The sequence below is a fragment of the Aeromonas sp. 55A genome (assembly GCF_051919665.1).
GTDB lineage: Bacteria > Pseudomonadota > Gammaproteobacteria > Enterobacterales > Aeromonadaceae > Aeromonas > Aeromonas veronii.
Genome location: NZ_JBQBEH010000005.1, coordinates 1 through 18507 on the forward strand (window position 1 = coordinate 1; position 18507 = coordinate 18507).

Below are 18507 nucleotides of genomic sequence, written 5' to 3' on the forward strand. Positions count from 1 at the left end.
TGGCTCGATAGGTGTCGCCAACATGCGGGACGTTGCGCGTTCGGCAGCGACCACCGGCGGCCTGATGACCAAGCTGGCCAGCGCGGTGTCATTCACCTTCCGCCGTCTGCGCGAGGCGGGCGCCGCCGGCCGATATCATCCGGGGGCGTATCTGATCCTGACCGCATCCATCACAGATGCCGCCATCCGGCGGCACTCTGCCGATCTGAGATCCACGAGCTGCGCGACCCGCGCCACCCCATCCGGTTTCGCTGGGCCAAGTGCCGCCAGCGCGGCTCCGTACATCTGGTGCTGCATATCAGGGGCGAGGCCCGCTGGCGCAAAATCGCCCCTGGCCGTCCGTGCCTGCCGCGACCGTGGTCGCAGACCTGCCCCGCATGATCTCATCGCTGATCGCCGATCCCGCCGCTGCCGTGGCCATGAGCGAGCTGATCACCTTTGCCGACCTGCTGCGCTGGCATGGTGATCGGGTGGCAAAATCCCGCACCCTGTCAAAGTCCTGCTGCACCGCCGTGGCATCCCAGATCAAGCGCCAGCTGTTGCCGCTGTTCGGCGAGTTGTCCCTGCACTCATCGAAGAGCAACGATCTCGATCGGGTGGTGCAGCAGTATCAGCAGCACTACGTGATCGATACCGTTCGCGCCGGATGGGGGGTGTTGAAGCAAGCAGCCAAGCAGGCGCGCAAGGTGGCGCTGTTGCATCACGACCCGCTGGCCGGTCTCGCCTTTGGTGATCTGGTCACCCACAAGCCGGTGCAGCGCCCGGGCCGCCTGCGCCCATCACAGGCCCAGTCGGTGCTGGCCGAGCTGTCAGGCCCGCTCACTGCTTCCACCATGCTCTGCCTGCTGGCCTTGCTGCATGGCACCCGCATCGGCGAGACCAGGCTGGCCGAGTGGCGCGAGTTCGATCTGGTGCCGGGTGGTTGCTGGTACATTCCGCCAGCCCACACCAAGAGCCGCCGCGAGCATGTGCTGCCGCTAACGCCAATGGCCCTGGAGCTGCTGCTGCGCTATCGCGCCAGCCAGCAGGCCGCCGGATATCGCGGGGTCTACCTGTTCCCCGCTGACACTCGCCCCGGCCCCATCGGTGCCCGCGATGCGACCCGCGCCGTGGCGGCCGTCTCGGGTGGCCGCTGGTGTGCCCATGACCTGCGCAAGCTGGCCCGCACCCGCTTTACCGACCAGGGCACCGACCACCTGGTCGGCGAGGTGCTGATCAATCACGCCATGGGCAAGCTGGCGGGCATCTATATCAACTCATCCATGCGCGACCAGATGCGTGAGGCGCTGTCGCTCTATCACGACTGGCTGGCAGAGCAGGGCAAACAGCAAATATTTATATAGATAATGTATGCTTTTCATATAAAAGCTATATATTATGGTTGTGGTTAGGTATGTCACCTAATCAGTGCCCCGGTCATGCGGGGTCAGGCAATAACGAGAGAGTACGCAAATGAACACGACTAATCGCACCGTCGGAACCATTGAAGAAGCCCTGAAACTGGCCCAGCCCCATGAGCTGCTGGCCGCCTTTGTCCCGAGTTTTAACGACCTCACCGGCCAGCTGGATGAGGTATCCCAGGAGCGGGACGAGCTGGATATTCAGTTGGCTGCTAAGCACACCCAATTGCTCGATGCGCAGTCACGCATAGCCGACCTTGAGCAGGAGAACGAGAGTTGCCGCGAGGCGGCTCGTAAGGCTGAAAAGATAGGCAAGGACTCCATCGCCCTGCAGACAGAGAAAGCCCGCCTGCAGGAGCAGCTGGCACAGTTGCAGAAGGTGATCGCCTCCTATGGTGGCGTGAACGGCATCGACAAGCTCAAGGAGCAAAACAAGCGGCTTAAGAGTGGCAATGCTGATAAGGATGCGCGCATCGGCCAGCTGGAGCGTGAAAACGGGCAGTACCGCCACGACCTCACGGCCACTCAGCGCCAGACGATCGAGGCTCACACCAAGATAGACGAGCTGCAGCGCCAGCTTGCCCACGACACCGGCAGCGGCCTTTATCACAACGGTGAGCATCACCTGATCATCTGGCCGCAAAAAACCAAGCTGCAGCGCGATGATGGCAGCACCTTCGAGGGTCGCTCGCTGCTCTATATGCACCAGTCCGGCCGTGCCGCGCTGTTCTACTACAACGAGCAGGATGGCACCGTGCTGGCCCAGTCACCAAAAGGCGGCCTGAAACCGAGTGCGGCCACCCAGGAGTTCGCCCATAACTGGCTGTTCAAGGTCAACAGCCTGCAGGGTGGGGTGGTGCATCCGGCGGATATGGAGCCGGTCGATTACAACGGCTACTCAAGCCAGCAAGCGGCGTGATGGGGGTGTGAGATGAGTTCAACCACTGGCGACAAAATCGAGCGCGATAACTACCCGACCCCAGTCGATGTGATCAACGCCATGCTGGCAAAGATGGGCTGGCGCCCCGGTGATACCTTCCTGGAGCCGTGCCGCGGTGATGAGAGCCGTATCTATGACCGGGTGCCGTTACCTGAATCACAAAAGGACTGGGCGGAGATCTCGATGGGCCGCGATTACCTGGCCCACGATTTCGGCCGTAAGTTCGATGTGATCATCACCAACCCGCCGTTCAGCCTGACCGAGGAGTTTTTGGAAAAGAGCCTGGCCGAGCTGAAACCGGATGGCACCCTGATTTACCTGCAGCGGGTCAACTTCCTGGGCTCCATCAAGCGGGTGCCGTTCTTTGCCCGGATTGGCTTTCCGAACAAGACGCCGGTCATCATTCCGCGCCCACGCTTTGCCAAGGGCGGCACCGACTCTTGCGAATACGCCTGGATGGTCTGGGATCGCGGCGGCCGCTTCAATGTGCCGAACGGCATCAGCCACCTGCTCACCCGCGCCGCTTGATAGAGGAAATCACGATGGCATCAGTAACCGTTGACATTGACCTTGATGAGTTCGATTCGTGCGACCTCATTGAGGAGCTTGAATCTCGGGGGTATGTAGTCCAGGGCGAGAAAAGCTCGCCCGTTGACTCAACACCTTCTGACCTTATCGAGCGCCTGTACTACGCCCTGGCCAACAATGACCAGGACACCATCAACAGTACCGCCACCACGCTCTGCTATGTGCTGGGCGGCCGTATTCTGTAAGGGGAACCATGATCCGCCGCCTCATTGCCACCCTGCGCCGCGCCAGACCATGCCGCCATGTGTTTGTCGGGGCGCAGATGGGGCGCCGGGATGAGTGCGGCATATTGGCCTGGCCCTGCTGCCGTTGTGGCCAGGTGTTCCACTTCGAGTACGGCCTGCAGGCGGGCCGCTACGGGGTGATCACCGGCCCCTGGGGAGCGTGGGACAAGTCAGGCATCCCCTGCTTCTACCCACACCCCCGCAACTTTCCGTGAACCACTGACCAGAATTGAACAAGGGGCCTTTATGGCCCCTCTCTTTTGCTGTAGTCTCTCTGTTTAGTGCCGATAATCGAGATTATACAGTTAATGCCAAAGGCTATTGTTGTTGAAGATCCGCAGCTGGCCCATGCCGTTGCAGTGGCCAAGGCATCGAGCCCAGAGAACGGGAGCAGGGATGCGGCCTTGTTGCTCTGCTGCTTCGGTACGGGTATGAAGCCAGCCGAGCTGGCGCAGCTACGGGTTAGTGATTATCTCTCCCCTGGTGGTGAGCCGCTTGCCGAGACGGTGGTCAGGCCGGAGATCGCATTTAACGGGCGGGCTCGCCCATTGTGCTGGGTCAACAAGAAGCTGATCGCCGCCATTGATGAACACCTGGCCGACCGGCTCAAGCGTGGGCATGGCATCACTGGCAGGCTGACAGCCTATCGTGGGCTCGACCCGCAGAGCGGTCTGTTTGTCTCTGGTCGCACCGGTCAGCCGCTCAAGCTGACGCGCATCGAGCGGGATGGTCGGGTGAGCTATCGGGCTGACCAGCTGACGGCCCTGATTGCTCGCTTGTTCGCTCAGGCTGGCATTGAGGGGGCTACGGCTCAATCTGCCCGTCGAACGCTGGCGGTGAAGCTCAAGCGCAAGGGGATAGACGAGCGCCATATCGGCGAGATCCTGGGGATGACCAGCATCAAGGCCATTAAGACCCTATGCGACACCGACCCGGTGCGCCTGGGTGACCTGATCAAGAGGATTGTGTGATGACTAAGGGTAAGCGCGGCGCAGCTCAGCAGGCCGCCGATGGGCGATATGAGGCAAAAAGGGCAGGCATGGCCCGCCTCCCTGGTGGCTATCTGACACAGGAAGAGGCTGATTTGCTGGATGAACTGGCGGCCATTCACGGATCCAAAAAAGCAGCCATTTTCAGAGGGTTAGAGCTGCTCAAAAAAATATCAGAAAACCCATCCGAAACCCCTTGATGTATCGTGCGCACGATATTATAGTTAATTCATCGAGACGGGGATGAACCCCGACAAGGAGAGGAATAATGAGCAAGCGCATCGAGTTACTGAAAAGCAAGGATGGTTTGGTTTACTGGATGATCGATGGATTCAAGGTTGGCGATGATTTCAATTCTGCCGAGAAGGTGCTCGATGCTTTCCGTGGGTATGGCGTGGATTGCTCCAACCTTGACGAGGGTGATTTGCAGTTCTTGCAAACGGTCTGCAAGGCCAGGGCTATTTGTGACGACAACCGCCACACAACAAAGGAAGCAGCTCGGCTGCTGTCCCGCGCACTGAACGATCTGATTGAACGGGAGGCTCAACTTGAGGGACGCCCCATTGTTTACGTGGCGGTGAACCTGCGCAATCCAGATAACGGGATGGCCCCAGTGATTTATCGTCAGTACGAAGACGGCCTCAATGAGTCGCGCACTGCGCCATGGAGCGAAGTTTATCATTCATGGCAAAAACCGAACGGCGAAAGCGCATCAGGCGATATTCGCCGCGATGTAGCGGAATGCCTCACGACTCTCTGCAAACTTGAGATTGAAGGGCACCACGTCTCTCGCCACTAATTACTGCGGGCCGGTTATCCGGCCTCTTTATCGAGGAAAAATATGAAAATTACACCGAATAGCTTGGACGCAGTAATGGACACGCCCGAGGGCCGTAGCAAAATCTGTGTATGTGACGAATGTGATTTTTTGGGAGTAATTCCCGTCCCTCGACGTTCGGATGATGAAGATGCGGATTCGGACTTTGTTTTTTGCCCTAAGTGTGGCTCTCCAATTTGTATCAATGAGTAGCTTTGGGTTGATGGAGGAAAAACGGACTCATGAGTAACGAAAATCACCAGCTATTCACCACCGAGCAGATCCGCCAGCGCCTTGAGGAAGGGGGCGAATCTGCCCGCTGGTTGGCTCAGGCTGTTGTCTCCTACTACCTGCCAGCAGCACCGGCCCCTAGCCTGTTTGCCTTCTCTACGAAGCTGGACGAAGAGGCGCAGGGGATGTTTTTCCAACTGCTGTTGATCCGCAGCAAGCCGGATTGGTCTGATGACCAGCTCGCCGCCCTGGTGCGCGAGTGCGAACAGCACCTCACCAACTGATCGAGGAAAAGGACATGCGTACATACAAGATTGAGTCAGCACATAGCAGCCAACCCGGCGGTCTTGTTGGATGGTCTGTCACGCTGTTTAAGGATGGCTCGCCAGTCAAGCAAGAGGCGTTCTTCAACGATCATGATGAAGATGGTGATGAGGCTTTTGAGGAGTGCGTCTGCGTTGGTGAGACGTGGTGGGATGACGGCGATGAGCGTCAGGCTCCGCAGGCGGTTGTAGGTGGCCGCTGGCCATGGATTTTTAGAGTCGGCAATCTGTATTCTGCCGAGCTTCTTTCACACGTTGCGCCTCATGAAAACGGGGTTATACAACCGCAGCCGTGGGAAGTGCTGGAGCCCGTTCTGCAAGCCTGGACGACAGAGGAAAATAGAGGCTGGATTGCATTTAATCGTGAGTCAGCCGACCTAAAATACGCTCGATTCTCGACATTGCCGAAGTGGCCCGCCCAGCGTTGTTAAGCCCGCACCTGCGGGCTTTTTGATACCAGACTATCATCACAACATGGCCAATGATGGAGTATCGCCATGTGCCCGATCCAATCCTCTGATCTCGGTTTCCCCCATGACCATCCCGTTAATCTGACGAATGCCGAGTTGGCCGAGCGTCTGCTTGATCTGCTTCCTGCTCTCCCTCCCCTTTATACTCCACTGGTGCAGGAGGCGGCCCAGCGACTGCTGGATCTTGGTGATTGATATGGTCGATCACCTTCGTCCGGTCTAGTGTGATCGCCAGCTCGCCACCCGCCATAGCCCGCGCCACCGCGTTATAGCGATTTGCCGCGCCCAGCTTGCGAGTGGCCGAGTTTAGGTGATGGGTGATAGTGCGCTCTGGTATGCCCATGATGATGCTGATCTCGGCGCTGGTCTTGCCCTCGCTGACCCAGAACAGGCAATCGGCCTCGACGATGGTTGGTGGCCGTGATCCGCTTGGCCTGCATGACCTCAATACTGCATCGAGCACGAACGGAATAACCATCGCCAGTGTCGGCGCCACTTCCAGATAGAACCCTGGCCGATACCTCTCTGTGATAAAGCTCATCACGCCCTGTTCGCCTCTTGGGCCGTGCAGTGGATGCGACACTCCGCAGCGCAATCCGCATTTGGCCGCCTCGACCATTACATCCATCTGCTCATCGGTGCCTTGCAGTTCGTCCCAACGAATTGGTTTGAGCTGGCTTCGTGCTGCTGCCACAACTGGATCTCTGGCAATCATGCCGTGGTGGTTGTAGTGCTCGATCCACTCGTTCGGGCATGAATTGAGAATTCGGATGATGGGCCGCTGATGGCTGACGGGGATGATGATGGCCAGCCGGTAATAGTCAAACCCGATGGAGGTGATCAGCCGCTCGATGGCGGCGGTCAGTTCATCGGGGTCTGTGATGCTGTCGAGAGCTGTTATCTGCTCAAACAGGCTCTTTTCCATCGTGTGCTCCAAGCAGGTAAAAAACGAGGCGCGACACCTAGACAGTGCCAAGATGCGTTGTTTCTTGACAATCCATGTCAGGCCAACGCTGGCGCAGGATAGAGCCATTTTTCTGCCTTCACCAGACAAGAGAAGGCAAACCCCGTTTTAAGCGTGACAATTCACTTTTTTGTTCAAGGTGTCACGGTGATCGGTGTCACAGTTATCACACAGCAAGATAAATTATCTGTTTTTGTGTTGATTGAACCGGAATGCCGGTGTACCTTTCTGGCTATGGTGGTGAAGGTTGCAAGTGCTCCACCCTGTCTCTGTACGTTTATCCCATGCTTTTGGGCTCATCCTCACCGATGAGCCCTTTTTTTATGGTGCCTTATGCTCGAATCGCTCCATCGCCACACAGGCCAGTGCATCGCCTACGGCGGTGGAACGCTTGTCAGCCTCTGGTCTCAGGCGGCATCTGCTGCCGACAAACTCCCCGACATTCCTATCCCCGAGCTGGCCGTCAATGATGTGGTCGGTATCGGTGGCTTGCTGGTCATTACCGGCCGCCTGTTCTTCGACATCTTCGTTTACCTGGACAAGCGCAAACAGCGCAAAGAGGAGGAGTGATGAAACTTCCGTGGATGGTTTTTGCTGAGTCACTCAAGGGTGTCAAAGAGGTGCCTGGAGCTCAGCACAACCCCGAAATTTTGCAGATGTGGCGTGATATCAAGCGCGGCGGAATCAAGTCAGATGAGGTGCCTTGGTGTGCCGCATTTGTTGGCGCTTGCCTTGAGCGGGCGGGCATTGAGTCAACTCGCTTTGAGGGGGCTCGCTCTTATGCCTCTTGGGGGCAAAAGCTGGCCGAGCCGGTTGCCGGGTGCGTGGTGGTGTTTAGCCGTGACGGCGGCGGCCATGTTGGATTTGTGGTTGGGCAGGACAAGGCGGGCAATCTGCTCGTTCTCGGTGGCAATCAGTCTGATGAGGTCAATGTGCGCGCCTTCCCTCGTTCGCGGGTGACTGCGCTGCGCTGGCCTGCTGGGTTTGATGTCCCCTCGGTCAAGCTCGCCACTGGTGTTAGTGAAATGACTAAAGGGGAATCCTGATGGGTGATTTGAATCTGGCCAACCTGCTGCTGCAGGTGTTCGGCGAGAAGGCTGCCGCCTGGGTGGCGGTGGTGGGGGTTTGCCTGGTGGTGTGGGCGCAGTTGCGAGCCGCCATCCCGCAAGCATGGTGGGATAAGTTGCCCCGTCCGGTGCTGGTTGTTCTGGACGTGCTCGCAGCGAACTGGGGAAGCGCGAAGAATGGAACCGGCACTGATAAGCGGATTGACCCGGCTCGCCCTGCTGGTAGCCGAGCAGCTCAACGCCTCCCGTGAGGCTGCGTACTATGCCGAGCAAGACGATAGGCGGGAGCAGGCGAAAGCGGCTCCCGCTGCTGCCTTTGCTGGCCTCTTCGGCCCTGCTGCTGGGGTGTACGTCCACGGCACCAGCGCCGAACGCCAGCTGCTACACCACGCCACCGAGGCTGGTGTGGATGGTCAGTCCTGATGGGTGGGCGCATCTTCCACCTGATTCGCAGGCCGAGCTGACCAATTGGATCATCGATGTGCGTGAGTGCATCAAGCAATGAGTACCGAGGCGCTGACTGACCGGCGACCAAGCAGCATCAGATACGATTGACCATTTGGGCTCGACCGTGATGCCAGCGCCTCACCAACACAAAGTCATGGGCTTCTTAACCTCAACGGACAGCGAGGGAGGGGAACCAACCTGGTGAAGTCCATGCCTTTGTGAAAGGAGTAATGCCATGTTAACCGGTGCCATCCTGTTGCTTTCGTTTTGCCTTAACGTTTATGCGCTGCTCAAGCTGCGAAGAGCCACGCGAACACTGGATGCGAGCCATGCTGCGTTGAAGGCTGCTATCCGCAGGCTTGGCCCAGAGGTTCATGTCGGCGTGGTGCAGCGCTTTGACGTTGCCCCCGCCTCGTTGCTTGATACTGGCAACATGCGCAGACATTGATTTACCTTGCCGCCCAATGCTAGCGCCTTGCAGCGATGCCCATAGCAGCAGCGGGCGGCCCTTATTGTGGAGTGACCATGCCGCCAAGACGGATGAGGCCATGCCGCCATCCTGGCGGTTGCAGTGCTCTGACCAATGACAAGTCCGGCTTGTGCGAGGCTCACCGCGTTTCTGGGTGGGAGCGATATCAGGCTGGGTTGTCCAGGCATCAGCGCGGGTATGGTTCGGCATGGGAGAAGCTGCGGGAAACTATCTTGCAGCGTGATGGATACCTTTGCCTTACCTGCTTGGGCGAGGGGATATACACCCCCGCGAACATTGTTGACCATGTGGTGCCAAAGGCGCACGGCGGCACGGATGACCCGAGCAACTTGGCGTCCATTTGTACCGCTCACCACAAGGTTAAGACCGCGAACGAGCGGCTGAACCGCCGGTGAACTGGCGTGAAACTGAACACCAACCAAGAAAACAGCCCTCCCCAGGCACCCTTTCGGCGAGATCCTCAAGAGATCCAAAAAGGCCACCGAGATCCAGTCGCGGCGCGGGTCAGGCGGGGCGGGGGTGGTCAAATCCCTACCGCCTCAAGCCCCTTAGTACCGCCGCCCAAGAACATTTACGCGAGCGAGAAATAAGAAAAATTTCCTGAAATGGGGATCCTTTTGGTGTGACTGGCGTGACATTCGTCATCGCTGTCACGGTTTAATGATTGGAGTGTTGAACATGGCAAGAGCCGCCGGGGGTGGCCGCAAGGGAGGCGGTGACCTCCCCGCCGCGCCATCCAATCAAGTTATCAAGCGGGCGCCACCCGTCCCGCCGGAGTTGCACTATGACGAGGCTCGCCTGCTTTGGCGCAGCACGGTCAAAACCTTGATCGGTCGTCAGCAGCTTACCGAAGATCATCTGCCGCTGGTGCTGGCGTACTGCAACTCGTTCGGTCTGTATCTCACGGCCGAGAAGATGGTGCTGGATGACGGCATCACATCCGCCACCTCTGAGGGCATCAAGAAACATCCCGCCGTTGCTGTCCGTCAGGACGCGATCTCTTCGATGGTCAGGATCGGCTCGCTGCTTGGCCTTGACCCGACCAGCTATCGCCGCCTGATGGGTGGCGGTGGCGGGTCTGGCCCTGATGGCGGAAATGAGTTCGAGGATTTCTGATGGCCAAGAACCCGAACGTCAACGCCGCGAACAAGTACGCCCGCGACGTGGTGTCGGGTCGGGTCATCGCCTGCAAGTATGTTCAGCAGGCATGTCAGCGCCACCTGGATGATCTGGAGAAGTCCAAAGACAAGGACTACCCCTACCGGTTCGATGCCGCCAAGGCAGAACGGGCCTGCAAGTTCCTGCAACTGCTGCCGCACACCAAGGGCAAATGGCGGCGCCTGCCGCTGGACAAGCGCCGGATAACGCTGGAGCCCTGGCAGCTGTTCTTTCATGCGTGTGTGTACGGCTGGATTCGCAAGAAGGATGGGCTGCGCCGGTTCCGGCGGGCCGCCCTGTTTGTGCCGCGCAAGAATGGCAAGTCCATCGTGGCGGCGGGCAATGGCATCTACATGTTTGCGGCGGACGATGAACCCGGCGCGGAGGTGTACTGCGGGGCCACCACGGAAAAACAGGCGTGGGAAGTGTTCAAACCAGCGATGCAGATCGCGGCCCAGCTGCCCAACCTGCGCCGCACGTTTGGCATTCAGGTCTGCGCCAAGAAGATGCTGCGGCAGGATGGCTCGGTGTTTGAGCCGGTGATCGGCAATCCGGGCGATGGCTCAAGCCCGCACCTGGCGATAGTCGATGAGTACCACGAACACGACAGCCCAGAACTGTATGACACCATGGAGACCGGCCAGGGGGCGCGAGAGCAGCCCATGATGCTGGTGATCAGCACGGCAGGGGTTAACCCGGCTGGCCCATGCAAACAGTTCTGGGATGAGTGCGTCAGAATGCTCAGTGGTGCCGAGCCTGACGAAGAGCTGTTCGCCCTGATCTACACCATTGACGATGACGACGACATCTTTGACCCGGCCAGCTTGCGCAAGGCAAACCCCAATTACGGGGTGTCGGTGTTTGAGGATTACCTGCTTGCCCAGCTGATGAGGGCCAAGCGCAATGCGCGGCACCTCACCAAGTACCTGATCAAGCACCTCAACAAATGGACAACCGCCAGCTCCACCTTCTTCAACTACGACCATTGGCGCAGTGCTGCCGATGCGAGCTTGAAGATTGAGGACTTCATCGGTTGCCCTTGCTGGTTTGCGCTCGACCTGGCCAGCAAGCTGGACATCTGCTCACTGGCGATCTGCTTCTCTCGCTACGAGTCGGATGGCCTGCTCCATTACTACCTGTTCACCCGCCACTGGCTGCCGGAGGACACCACCAACGACCCGGACAACCGCAACCTGGACAAGTACCAGCAGTGGATCTCCACGGTCTGGCCCAACTCTGGCGGCATGGCACTGACCCCAACCGATGGGGCCGAGATTGATTTCGGCGAGATAGGCGAAGAGGTGGCGGCCCTGGCCAGCACCTACTCGCCCCGCGAGATCCCGCACGACCCCTGGAACAGTGCCCAGCTGGCCCAACAGCTGGCGAACGCTGGCTGGTTGCCGGTGGCGATCCCGCAAACCACGGCGCACCTGTCGCCACCGATGAAGGAGATGGAGTCCGCGCTGGCGGCTGGCCGCCTGCACCATGACGACAACCCGGTGATGAACTGGATGGTCGGCAACGTCACCGCCCGCGAGGATGCCAACGAAAACGTGTTCCCTCGCAAGGAGGGCAAAGACAACAAGATAGACGGTGCGATGGCTGCCATCATGGCAATCGGCCGCGCCATGCTCAACAAGGGCGCTTACAGCAGCCCCTACCTGGATGATGATTATGACCCAACGGACGCGGTACTTGATTGATGCGGCCCTGCTGCTCGGCGTCCTGCTGATGAGCGGCGGCACCTACCTGATGTGGGGGCTTGGCCCTGCCATGTTGTTGGCGGGCGGGCTGCTGGTCGGTCTGGTTTTGCTGATCGTCTTGATACTGGTAAAGCTCAAGCAACAAGGGGGCCGTGATGTTCAGTCTGCTGTTCGGGGCTGAGGCCCGCAGTGAAACCATCAGCTCATCCGATCCTGGTCTCGCTGAATGGTTTGGCCTGGGGGCCACCACGGAGAGCGGGGTATCGGTGACACCTGCCAGCTCCATGCGGCTGGCGGCGGTCTACTCCTGTATTCACCGGCTGGCCAGCAGCATGGCCCAGATGCCGCTCCATGTGCTGAAAAAGAGTGGTGATGACGTGGTGCCTGGCACCGACCATCCCGCCCATTACCTGCTGTCGGCCTCCCCCAATATGTTCCAGAGCAGCTATGACTGGCGGGAGCAGTCGCAGCAAGTGGCGCTGGCCCATGGTAACGCCGTGACGCGGCTGATCCGGGATCGCCGAACGGGCCAGCTGACCGAGCTGGCATTGTTTGACCCTGCGCATATCGGCAAGCCGCAGCGTGGCCAGTCCGGTTGGTACTACCCGGCATACGATGATCAGGAGCATCGCTGGTTTGCCCTGCCCATCTATGACGCGGTGCATATCAAGGGCTTTGGCGCCGACAAGCTGTGGGGCGCCAGCCCTATCCGCTATCACGCCGAGACCATTGGCCTGGGGCTGGCTACCAAGAAATATGGGAGCCAGTTCTTTGGCGGCGGCGGTCGCCCATCCGGCATCCTGATCGACAAGACGCCGAACATGGCGGCAGACCAAGGCAAGCAACATCGCGCCAACCTGAAAAGCTCATGGCGTGAAGGGGGGATCGGCAAGGGCAGCGGGCGCACCGCCTTGCTGACCGGTGATCTGGATTACAAGGCGATCACCATCCCGCCGGAAGAGGCGCAGTTTCTCGAAACGCAGAAGATGAACCGCAGCGAGATCGCGGGGATCTACAACGTGCCGAGTCACATGATCAACGACCTGGACAAGGCCACCTTCTCCAACATCAGCGAGCAGGCGATCCACTTTGTCCGCCATAGCGTGATGCCCTGGGTGGTGCGCTGGGAGCAGGAGATCAACCGCAAGGTGTTCACCGAGGCCGAGCTGCGCGCCGGTTACTACGTCAAGTTCAACCTGGCGGGTCTGCTGCGCGGTACCGCCAAGGAGCGGGCCGAGTTCTACCACTACGCCATCACCGATGGCTGGATGAGTCGCAACGAGGTCAGGGTGCTGGAGGATCTGAACCAGGTTGATGGGCTCGATGAGTTCCTGATCTCGGTCAACGCTGCCAACCAGCAGAACAACAATTCACAAGATGAGGTGACCAATGCCGAATGATAGCGAACGCCGCTTCTTTCGCTGCGAAGTGCGGGCCGAGCCTGGCGCTGACGGGCAAGGCACGAAGATTGTCGGCCATGCTGCGGTGTTTAATCGCTTGAGTGAAAACCTCGGCGGCTTTCGTGAAATCATCAAGCCTGGCGCCTTCGATGGGGTGATGCAGGACGATGTGCGCGGGCTGTTCAACCACGACCCGAATTTTGTACTGGGTCGCACCAAAAGCAACACCATGCGGTTAGCGATCGATGATGAGGGACTTGGCTACGAGATTGACGCCCCCTCGACCCAGACGGTGCAAGATCTGGTGTTGGCCCCGATGCGGCGCGGCGACATCGACTCCAGCTCATTCCAGTTCAAGGTGGCCCACGATGGCGAGCGCTGGTTTTACGATGACGATGGGTTACTGACGCGGGAGATCACCAAGTTCGCCCGCCTCTACGATGTGGGGCCGGTGGCCTTCCCTGCCTACCCTGACGCAACGGCCGCCTCCCGCTCCATGCAGGAGTTCAAGAATAAAGAGTGCCGCGCCCAGGAAGATGAGGCCCGCGAGCGGCGCGAACGACATTTACAACTGATTGGCGCCTGATGGTGCTGTGAAACCTGACCCGCTTCGGCGGGTTTTTTATTGCCATAACGGAGCATATGCCCATGAAATTGCACGAACTGAAGCAGAAGCGCAGCACCATCGCCGGTCAGATGCGCAAGCTGAACGATGAGTACAGCGAGAAGCGCTGGGATGAGGCCGCCACTAAGCAGTGGGGTGACGCGCTCAAAGAGCTGGACGAGCTGGACGCCCAGATCGCCCGCGAAGAGCGCCTGCTCAGCCTGGACTCTGACAAGGTCAACGACGAGCCAGAGCGCCGCACCGGGATTGACCTCAACACCAGTGTCACCGAAGCCCGCCAGATGAAGGTGCTGGAAAACGTGTTGCGCGGTGGCTATCAGGCCCTTTCCAGCGAGGAGCGCGCGCTGTACAAAGAGATGCGCGCCCAGGCGACCAACGTGGACGCCAAGGGTGGCTTTACCGTGCCAACCGAATTCCGCAACCGGGTTGTGGAAGCCATGAAGGCGTTCGGCGGGGTGGCCAATATCTCCACCGTGTTCGAAACCGATGGCGGCAACCCCATCACCTGGGTTACCACCGATGGCACCCTGGATGAAGGCGTCATGATCGGCGAGACCGAAGAGGGTGGCGATAAGGATATGGACTTTGGCCAAATCCAGATCGGGGCCAAGAAGATGACCTCCAAGACCATCAAGATCAGTGAAGAGCTGCTGCAGGATAGCGGCGTTGACATCGTTGGTCTGATCGTTCGCCGCATCGCTTCCCGCCTTGGCCGTGGTGAGGCCAAGCAACTGCTGACCGGTGACGGCCAGGGCAACAACATCAAGGGGTTGCTCAACCAGCTGACCGGTGGCGCTACCTCTGCGGTAGCTGGCTCTGTCACCCACAGCGACCTGCTCCATCTCAAGCACTCGGTGGATCCGGCCTATCGCGCAGGCAACACCCGCTGGGTGTTCAACGACAACACCCTGCTGGGCTTCAAAGAGCTGAAAGACAGCACAGGTCGCCCGCTGTGGCTGCCGGATGTGGCCGGTGTTGCCCCGGCGACCATTGACGGCGATCAGTACCAGATTGACCAGGGCATGCCGGATGTGGCCGCTGGCAAAAAAGCGGTGCTCTATGGCGACTTCAGCTATTTCCAGATCCGCCGCGTCAAAGGGATGGCCCTGCGCCGTCTGGATGAGAAGTATGCCGAGGCCGGTCTGGTCGGTTTCCTGATGTTCCACCGCTTCGATGCGCTGCTGGAAGATACCGCCGCCGTCAAGGCGCTGACCCTCAAGGCTGCCTAATCAACCACGTCGGGGGCTATGCCCCCGGCTGGATGGAGAGAACCCATGCACGTAATTTTGCTCACCTCGCTGTTTGGTGAAAAGCGGGGCAACGTAGGCGATAAACTGCCGGTTGCCAGCCAGGAAGAGGCGGACGAACTGATATCGAAGGGCATCGCCCGCCCTGACACCGAGGCCGAACTCAAGCGCCAGCTGGCCGAGTATCAGGCCCGCGAGCAACGGCAGCAGGAAGAGGCTGATGCCCTGGTGGCCGCGCAAGCCAAAGCGGCAGAGGATGAAGCCGCCGCACAGGCCAAGGCTGCCGAAGATGAGGCAGCAGCAAAGGCCAAGGCCGCAGAGGCCGACCCGAAACAGGTCAAGCAGGTCAAGGCCAAAACCGATAAGGCGTAATCAGATGGCACTGCTCAACATCTCGCTGCTGAAAATGCAGCTCAAGCTCGATGCTGGGATGCAGGATGAGGACGAGCTGCTTGAGCTCTACCTGGGGGCCGCCGAGGTGGCGGCTTCCAACTACATGGGCCGCACGCTCTATGCCTCTGATGCGGATATCCCGGACACCGACCACTATGGTATCAGCGTGAAGAATCCCGCCATCACCATGGCGATCCTGATGTCGGCGGCGCAGTTCTACGAGTACCGCGAGCCCATCATCACCGGCCCCATCGTGGCCGAGTTGCCGCTGGCCTATTCCCATGCGCTTGGGCCATACCGGATCTTGTTTCCCGAGTTGCCGCCCACGCCGTGATTGCTGGATCACGGCCCTGTTCGGATATACCCTACCGATATTGATACGGGAGGGACAATGGCGCTTATCGAGTGTGGCGAATGTAACGGCAAGGTGTCTGACAAGGCGGCAAGCTGCCCCCATTGCGGGGCGCCGGTCATGCAACTGGCTGACGTGGTGGATACCGGCGACCGACTGACCACCACCCAACAGACATCAAAGCAGCTCAAGGAGCAGGTGCTCTGGGCTTATCTGGTGATGGCTATCGGCGTGGCCATGACGGTGTTCACCCCGCTCTGGCTCAACGCCAAGGGCATTGGCTGGACGCTCTCCAGCCTCTCTTATGGCGGCTGTGTCCTGCTTGGCGGTGTGCTCTGGCAGATAGTCAACCAGATCAGAATTTGGTGGCACCACAGATAACCGGTCATCACAACAAACCCCGCTTCGGCGGGGTTTTTTATTGGAGGTTTTATGGCAGCCGGCAAGCTACGAGATCGGGTCACCCTGCTGACCAGGGCGCCTGGCCGCGATGGAGCCGGGCAAGCCGTTGACCAGTGGCAACCCTCGCCGCCCATCTGGGCCGATGTAAGGATGATCGGTGGCCGCGAGCAGCTGCGGGCAGGCAAGGAGATTGCCGCCGGTCAGTACACCATCCAGTTTCGTTACCGCCCCGGCGTGACGACTGCCCAGCGGCTCTACCTGGTGCAAGACCAGCTGAGCCTCAATATCAAGCTGGTGCAGCCTGATGCCCGCCGTCAGTGGCTAATCCTGACCTGCGAGGTGGACTCATGACCGCGACCTTCGAGGTGGATGGCTTTGCCGAGCTGGCCGACCAGCTGGCCCGCCTTGAACTCGCCGCCCAGAAACGGATCTTGCGGGAGGTGGCAAGAACCTCGGCCATGCCGGTGCTGGCCCGTACTCGCTCCCTCTATGAACAGAAATGGAACCACGACACCGGCCTGCTTGGCGAGTCGATCAAGCTGCGGGTGAGCATTCCGAAAAATCCGGGGTTCGCCGATGTGGTCGCCTCGATCGGGGTGTTCAAGTCCTACAAGGTGCAACAGGCGGCGGGCAAGTATGTCGAGGCCCCCGTCTATGCCTACTGGCTTGAGCACGGCACCCGCGAGCATAGCCTCGCCAGCGGGGCCAGCCTCAAGGGGCACAAGGACACGGCAAAGGCCAACAAGCGGGCGCACCTGCGCCGCACCCGCCCGGGGCAGGAGGCGATGATCCACCCCGGTATTCCGGCTGGGCCATTCATTCGCCCCGGCCTGGATGAGAACGTTGAAAACTGCCTTGACCTGCAAAAGGAGCAGCTTGGCGCCGCAATCGACAAGGCACTCAGATGATAAAGCGAACCGCGATTTTTCAGCTGATAGAAGCGGCCAGCGGGGTGACCGCTTATCAGGATTTCATCCCGCAAGATGCGCCGCTCCCGGCGATCTCTTACCTCCTGGTCAGCTCGCCAGATGGCGAGCGCACCATTGAGGGGGGCGTCACCCTGCAGCGCCACTTCTGGCAGATAGAGATCCTGGCCGCTACCCGCCTTGAGGGGGATGCCATCGGTGAGAAGTTGCGCCAGCTCGATGGCGTGACCACCGATGACTTCCAGCGGATAGCCGTGTCAGAGCCCCGCGATTCACCGGCCACCCCTGACACGACTGCCCGCCAGTCCATCGTTGAAATTGAAACCACCAACAGAAGGAACAGAGCATGACCGCTCCGACTCGCTACCAATACACCCCGCAAGATGCGGTGCTGGCCGCTGGTACTCAGACCCAGTTCAAACTCAAGGGGGCCTCTTCATTCACCCCGCTACCCGGTGCGCTGGCCATCGGTCAGGTCGGTGAAAAGGCGCCACTTGCCGACCAGACCACCCTGGAAGATACCGCCAAGCGTTCCATCGCCGGTCTCTTTGATGGCCCGGAGAAGGAGCTGAAATTCCAGTCTTATCCCACTGACGAAGGGCAGTTGGCATTTATCGCGGCGGCGCAGGCGCGTCAGATTGCGGTCATCCAGCATATCTGGCCGGATAACGTCACCGCCGAATATGAGGTGGTGTTGCTGGGTTATCTGCGCAATGAGACCCAGGGTGACAAGACCATCGACTTCGTGGTGCCGTGCAAACAGAACGGCAAGACCACCTGGGGCAAAGTGGGAGCGGCCGCATAATGGCAAAAGCAAAACCGAAGGCAGTCACCGCGCTGCAACTGCTCAACAAGCTGGCATTTCGCCACGAACGGGTTGCCGTGCCGGAGCTTGGCGAAGATGCCGAGATCATCGTGCGGGAGATGCCGGTCAGCAAGCTGCTGGAGTACCAGCTGCGGAACTTTGACCAGACCACCGGCCAGCCGCTGGCTGACAACCCGTTTCAGTGGATGGTCTCGCTGCTGGTCGCCTGCATGGTGGATGAAGAGGGCAACTCGATCGCCACCCAGGACGATGTGCCGCAGCTGATGGAATCGTTGCCCATGTCGGTTATCGATCGCCTGTTGCCAGCGGCCAAGCGGCTCAATCGCATGGGTGAGCTGGCGCTTGTCGAGGAAAAAAACGATAAGGGCCAGTCAGACCAAGCAGCTGGTGATCAGGTTAGCGATCGATCTGCATAAGACGATCACCGAAATCGAGGCGCTGCCCGTTTCGGAACTGACCACCTGGCTGGCCCATTACTCGCTCGAACATGAGCGCCTGCACCCTCCCGTCAACACCCCCGAAACC

31 protein-coding genes are annotated in these 18507 nt (G+C 59.5%); 30 read left to right on the top strand and 1 reads right to left on the bottom strand.

Translation table 11 applies throughout. The features are described from left to right. Positions 1-377 precede the first annotated feature (377 nt). The 10 genes from ACTG2G_RS02940 (at position 378) to ACTG2G_RS02985 (ending at position 5943) form a co-directional block, all read left to right on the top strand. Positions 378-1343, top strand: a complete 966-nt coding sequence (locus tag ACTG2G_RS02940; protein ID WP_439985162.1) for a tyrosine-type recombinase/integrase — start codon at positions 378-380, stop codon at positions 1341-1343. Positions 1344-1452: 109 nt separating this feature from the next. Beyond that, on the top strand, positions 1453-2319 hold the full coding sequence (locus ACTG2G_RS02945; protein WP_439985163.1) for a hypothetical protein: 867 nt from the start codon (positions 1453-1455) through the stop codon (positions 2317-2319). A gap of 12 nt (positions 2320-2331) precedes the next feature. Next, positions 2332-2868 (top strand): DNA methyltransferase, encoded by a 537-nt coding sequence (locus ACTG2G_RS02950; RefSeq protein ID WP_439985164.1) that lies wholly within the window; start codon positions 2332-2334, stop codon positions 2866-2868. A gap of 14 nt (positions 2869-2882) precedes the next feature. Then, positions 2883-3113, top strand: coding sequence for a hypothetical protein (locus ACTG2G_RS02955; protein ID WP_129505086.1), 231 nt, complete (start codon positions 2883-2885; stop codon positions 3111-3113). 8 nt (positions 3114-3121) lie between these two features. Then, on the top strand, positions 3122-3367 hold the full coding sequence (locus tag ACTG2G_RS02960) for a hypothetical protein (protein ID WP_439985165.1): 246 nt from the start codon (positions 3122-3124) through the stop codon (positions 3365-3367). Positions 3368-3460: 93 nt separating this feature from the next. Then, positions 3461-4123, top strand: a complete 663-nt coding sequence (locus ACTG2G_RS02965) for a site-specific integrase (protein WP_416035268.1) — start codon at positions 3461-3463, stop codon at positions 4121-4123. Further along, positions 4123-4341, top strand: coding sequence for a hypothetical protein (locus tag ACTG2G_RS02970; protein ID WP_270792911.1), 219 nt, complete (start codon positions 4123-4125; stop codon positions 4339-4341). Before ACTG2G_RS02965 ends, ACTG2G_RS02970 begins: the two co-directional genes overlap by 1 nt. A gap of 68 nt (positions 4342-4409) precedes the next feature. Then, positions 4410-4940, top strand: coding sequence for a hypothetical protein (locus tag ACTG2G_RS02975; protein ID WP_416035269.1), 531 nt, complete (start codon positions 4410-4412; stop codon positions 4938-4940). Positions 4941-5200: 260 nt separating this feature from the next. After that, positions 5201-5473 carry a hypothetical protein gene (locus ACTG2G_RS02980; RefSeq protein ID WP_439985166.1) on the top strand — a complete coding sequence of 91 codons (273 nt, stop codon included), beginning with the start codon at positions 5201-5203 and terminating at the stop codon, positions 5471-5473. A 14-nt stretch (positions 5474-5487) separates the two neighbouring features. Next, positions 5488-5943, top strand: coding sequence for a hypothetical protein (locus ACTG2G_RS02985; protein ID WP_265763291.1), 456 nt, complete (start codon positions 5488-5490; stop codon positions 5941-5943). A 115-nt stretch (positions 5944-6058) separates the two neighbouring features. On the opposite strand, the gene ACTG2G_RS02990 is transcribed toward ACTG2G_RS02985, so the two are convergent. Next, entirely contained in the window at positions 6059-6907 is an 849-nt protein-coding gene (locus ACTG2G_RS02990) for a helix-turn-helix transcriptional regulator (RefSeq protein ID WP_439985167.1), read from the bottom strand. Positions 6908-7279: 372 nt separating this feature from the next. Here ACTG2G_RS02990 and ACTG2G_RS02995 point away from each other — a divergent pair, with 372 nt between their 5' ends. The 20 genes from ACTG2G_RS02995 to ACTG2G_RS03090 all read left to right on the top strand — a co-directional run bounded on the left by ACTG2G_RS02995 (position 7280) and on the right by ACTG2G_RS03090 (position 18398). Next, complete coding sequence (locus tag ACTG2G_RS02995) at positions 7280-7516, top strand: hypothetical protein (RefSeq protein ID WP_439985168.1); 237 nt, start codon at positions 7280-7282, stop codon at positions 7514-7516. Beyond that, entirely contained in the window at positions 7516-7992 is a 477-nt protein-coding gene (locus ACTG2G_RS03000) for a TIGR02594 family protein (RefSeq protein ID WP_439985169.1), read from the top strand. Before ACTG2G_RS02995 ends, ACTG2G_RS03000 begins: the two co-directional genes overlap by 1 nt. Beyond that, complete coding sequence (locus ACTG2G_RS03005; protein WP_439985170.1) at positions 7992-8264, top strand: hypothetical protein; 273 nt, start codon at positions 7992-7994, stop codon at positions 8262-8264. The genes ACTG2G_RS03000 and ACTG2G_RS03005 overlap by 1 nt, the downstream gene beginning before the upstream one ends. Next, entirely contained in the window at positions 8215-8436 is a 222-nt protein-coding gene (locus ACTG2G_RS03010; RefSeq protein ID WP_439985171.1) for a hypothetical protein, read from the top strand. The genes ACTG2G_RS03005 and ACTG2G_RS03010 overlap by 50 nt, the downstream gene beginning before the upstream one ends. A 259-nt stretch (positions 8437-8695) precedes the next feature. Then, positions 8696-8908, top strand: a complete 213-nt coding sequence (locus ACTG2G_RS03015; RefSeq protein ID WP_439985172.1) for a hypothetical protein — start codon at positions 8696-8698, stop codon at positions 8906-8908. A 92-nt stretch (positions 8909-9000) separates the two neighbouring features. Next, positions 9001-9345: an HNH endonuclease gene (locus ACTG2G_RS03020; protein ID WP_439985185.1), complete on the top strand. Its 345-nt coding sequence runs from the start codon at positions 9001-9003 to the stop codon at positions 9343-9345. Between the two features lie 283 nt (positions 9346-9628). After that, positions 9629-10066, top strand: a complete 438-nt coding sequence (locus tag ACTG2G_RS03025) for a phage terminase small subunit P27 family (protein WP_439985173.1) — start codon at positions 9629-9631, stop codon at positions 10064-10066. Beyond that, the gene (locus ACTG2G_RS03030) at positions 10066-11811 is read left to right on the top strand and encodes a terminase large subunit (RefSeq protein WP_439985174.1); all 1746 of its coding nucleotides are present in this window, start codon (positions 10066-10068) and stop codon (positions 11809-11811) included. Before ACTG2G_RS03025 ends, ACTG2G_RS03030 begins: the two co-directional genes overlap by 1 nt. Beyond that, positions 11783-11992 carry a hypothetical protein gene (locus ACTG2G_RS03035; RefSeq protein ID WP_270659381.1) on the top strand — a complete coding sequence of 70 codons (210 nt, stop codon included), beginning with the start codon at positions 11783-11785 and terminating at the stop codon, positions 11990-11992. Before ACTG2G_RS03030 ends, ACTG2G_RS03035 begins: the two co-directional genes overlap by 29 nt. Next, positions 11967-13211 (top strand): phage portal protein, encoded by a 1245-nt coding sequence (locus ACTG2G_RS03040; protein ID WP_270659383.1) that lies wholly within the window; start codon positions 11967-11969, stop codon positions 13209-13211. Before ACTG2G_RS03035 ends, ACTG2G_RS03040 begins: the two co-directional genes overlap by 26 nt. Beyond that, a complete protein-coding gene (locus ACTG2G_RS03045; RefSeq protein WP_270659384.1) occupies positions 13201-13797 on the top strand; it encodes an HK97 family phage prohead protease in 597 nt (198 codons plus the stop codon). Before ACTG2G_RS03040 ends, ACTG2G_RS03045 begins: the two co-directional genes overlap by 11 nt. Positions 13798-13859: 62 nt before the next feature. Continuing rightward, positions 13860-15065: a phage major capsid protein gene (locus ACTG2G_RS03050; RefSeq protein WP_439985175.1), complete on the top strand. Its 1206-nt coding sequence runs from the start codon at positions 13860-13862 to the stop codon at positions 15063-15065. A gap of 45 nt (positions 15066-15110) precedes the next feature. Beyond that, positions 15111-15455: a hypothetical protein gene (locus ACTG2G_RS03055; protein WP_270659386.1), complete on the top strand. Its 345-nt coding sequence runs from the start codon at positions 15111-15113 to the stop codon at positions 15453-15455. A gap of 4 nt (positions 15456-15459) precedes the next feature. After that, positions 15460-15810 carry a head-tail connector protein gene (locus ACTG2G_RS03060; protein ID WP_270659388.1) on the top strand — a complete coding sequence of 117 codons (351 nt, stop codon included), beginning with the start codon at positions 15460-15462 and terminating at the stop codon, positions 15808-15810. A 57-nt stretch (positions 15811-15867) separates the two neighbouring features. After that, positions 15868-16209 carry a hypothetical protein gene (locus tag ACTG2G_RS03065; protein WP_270659389.1) on the top strand — a complete coding sequence of 114 codons (342 nt, stop codon included), beginning with the start codon at positions 15868-15870 and terminating at the stop codon, positions 16207-16209. A 51-nt stretch (positions 16210-16260) separates the two neighbouring features. Next, positions 16261-16581, top strand: a complete 321-nt coding sequence (locus tag ACTG2G_RS03070) for a phage head closure protein (RefSeq protein WP_270659391.1) — start codon at positions 16261-16263, stop codon at positions 16579-16581. Continuing rightward, complete coding sequence (locus ACTG2G_RS03075; RefSeq protein ID WP_270659392.1) at positions 16578-17138, top strand: hypothetical protein; 561 nt, start codon at positions 16578-16580, stop codon at positions 17136-17138. Before ACTG2G_RS03070 ends, ACTG2G_RS03075 begins: the two co-directional genes overlap by 4 nt. Then, on the top strand, positions 17135-17506 hold the full coding sequence (locus ACTG2G_RS03080; RefSeq protein ID WP_270659393.1) for a hypothetical protein: 372 nt from the start codon (positions 17135-17137) through the stop codon (positions 17504-17506). The genes ACTG2G_RS03075 and ACTG2G_RS03080 overlap by 4 nt, the downstream gene beginning before the upstream one ends. Beyond that, positions 17503-17961: a hypothetical protein gene (locus ACTG2G_RS03085; protein ID WP_270659394.1), complete on the top strand. Its 459-nt coding sequence runs from the start codon at positions 17503-17505 to the stop codon at positions 17959-17961. Before ACTG2G_RS03080 ends, ACTG2G_RS03085 begins: the two co-directional genes overlap by 4 nt. Continuing rightward, positions 17961-18398: a hypothetical protein gene (locus ACTG2G_RS03090; protein ID WP_270659395.1), complete on the top strand. Its 438-nt coding sequence runs from the start codon at positions 17961-17963 to the stop codon at positions 18396-18398. The genes ACTG2G_RS03085 and ACTG2G_RS03090 overlap by 1 nt, the downstream gene beginning before the upstream one ends. Positions 18399-18507: the final 109 nt, after the last annotated feature.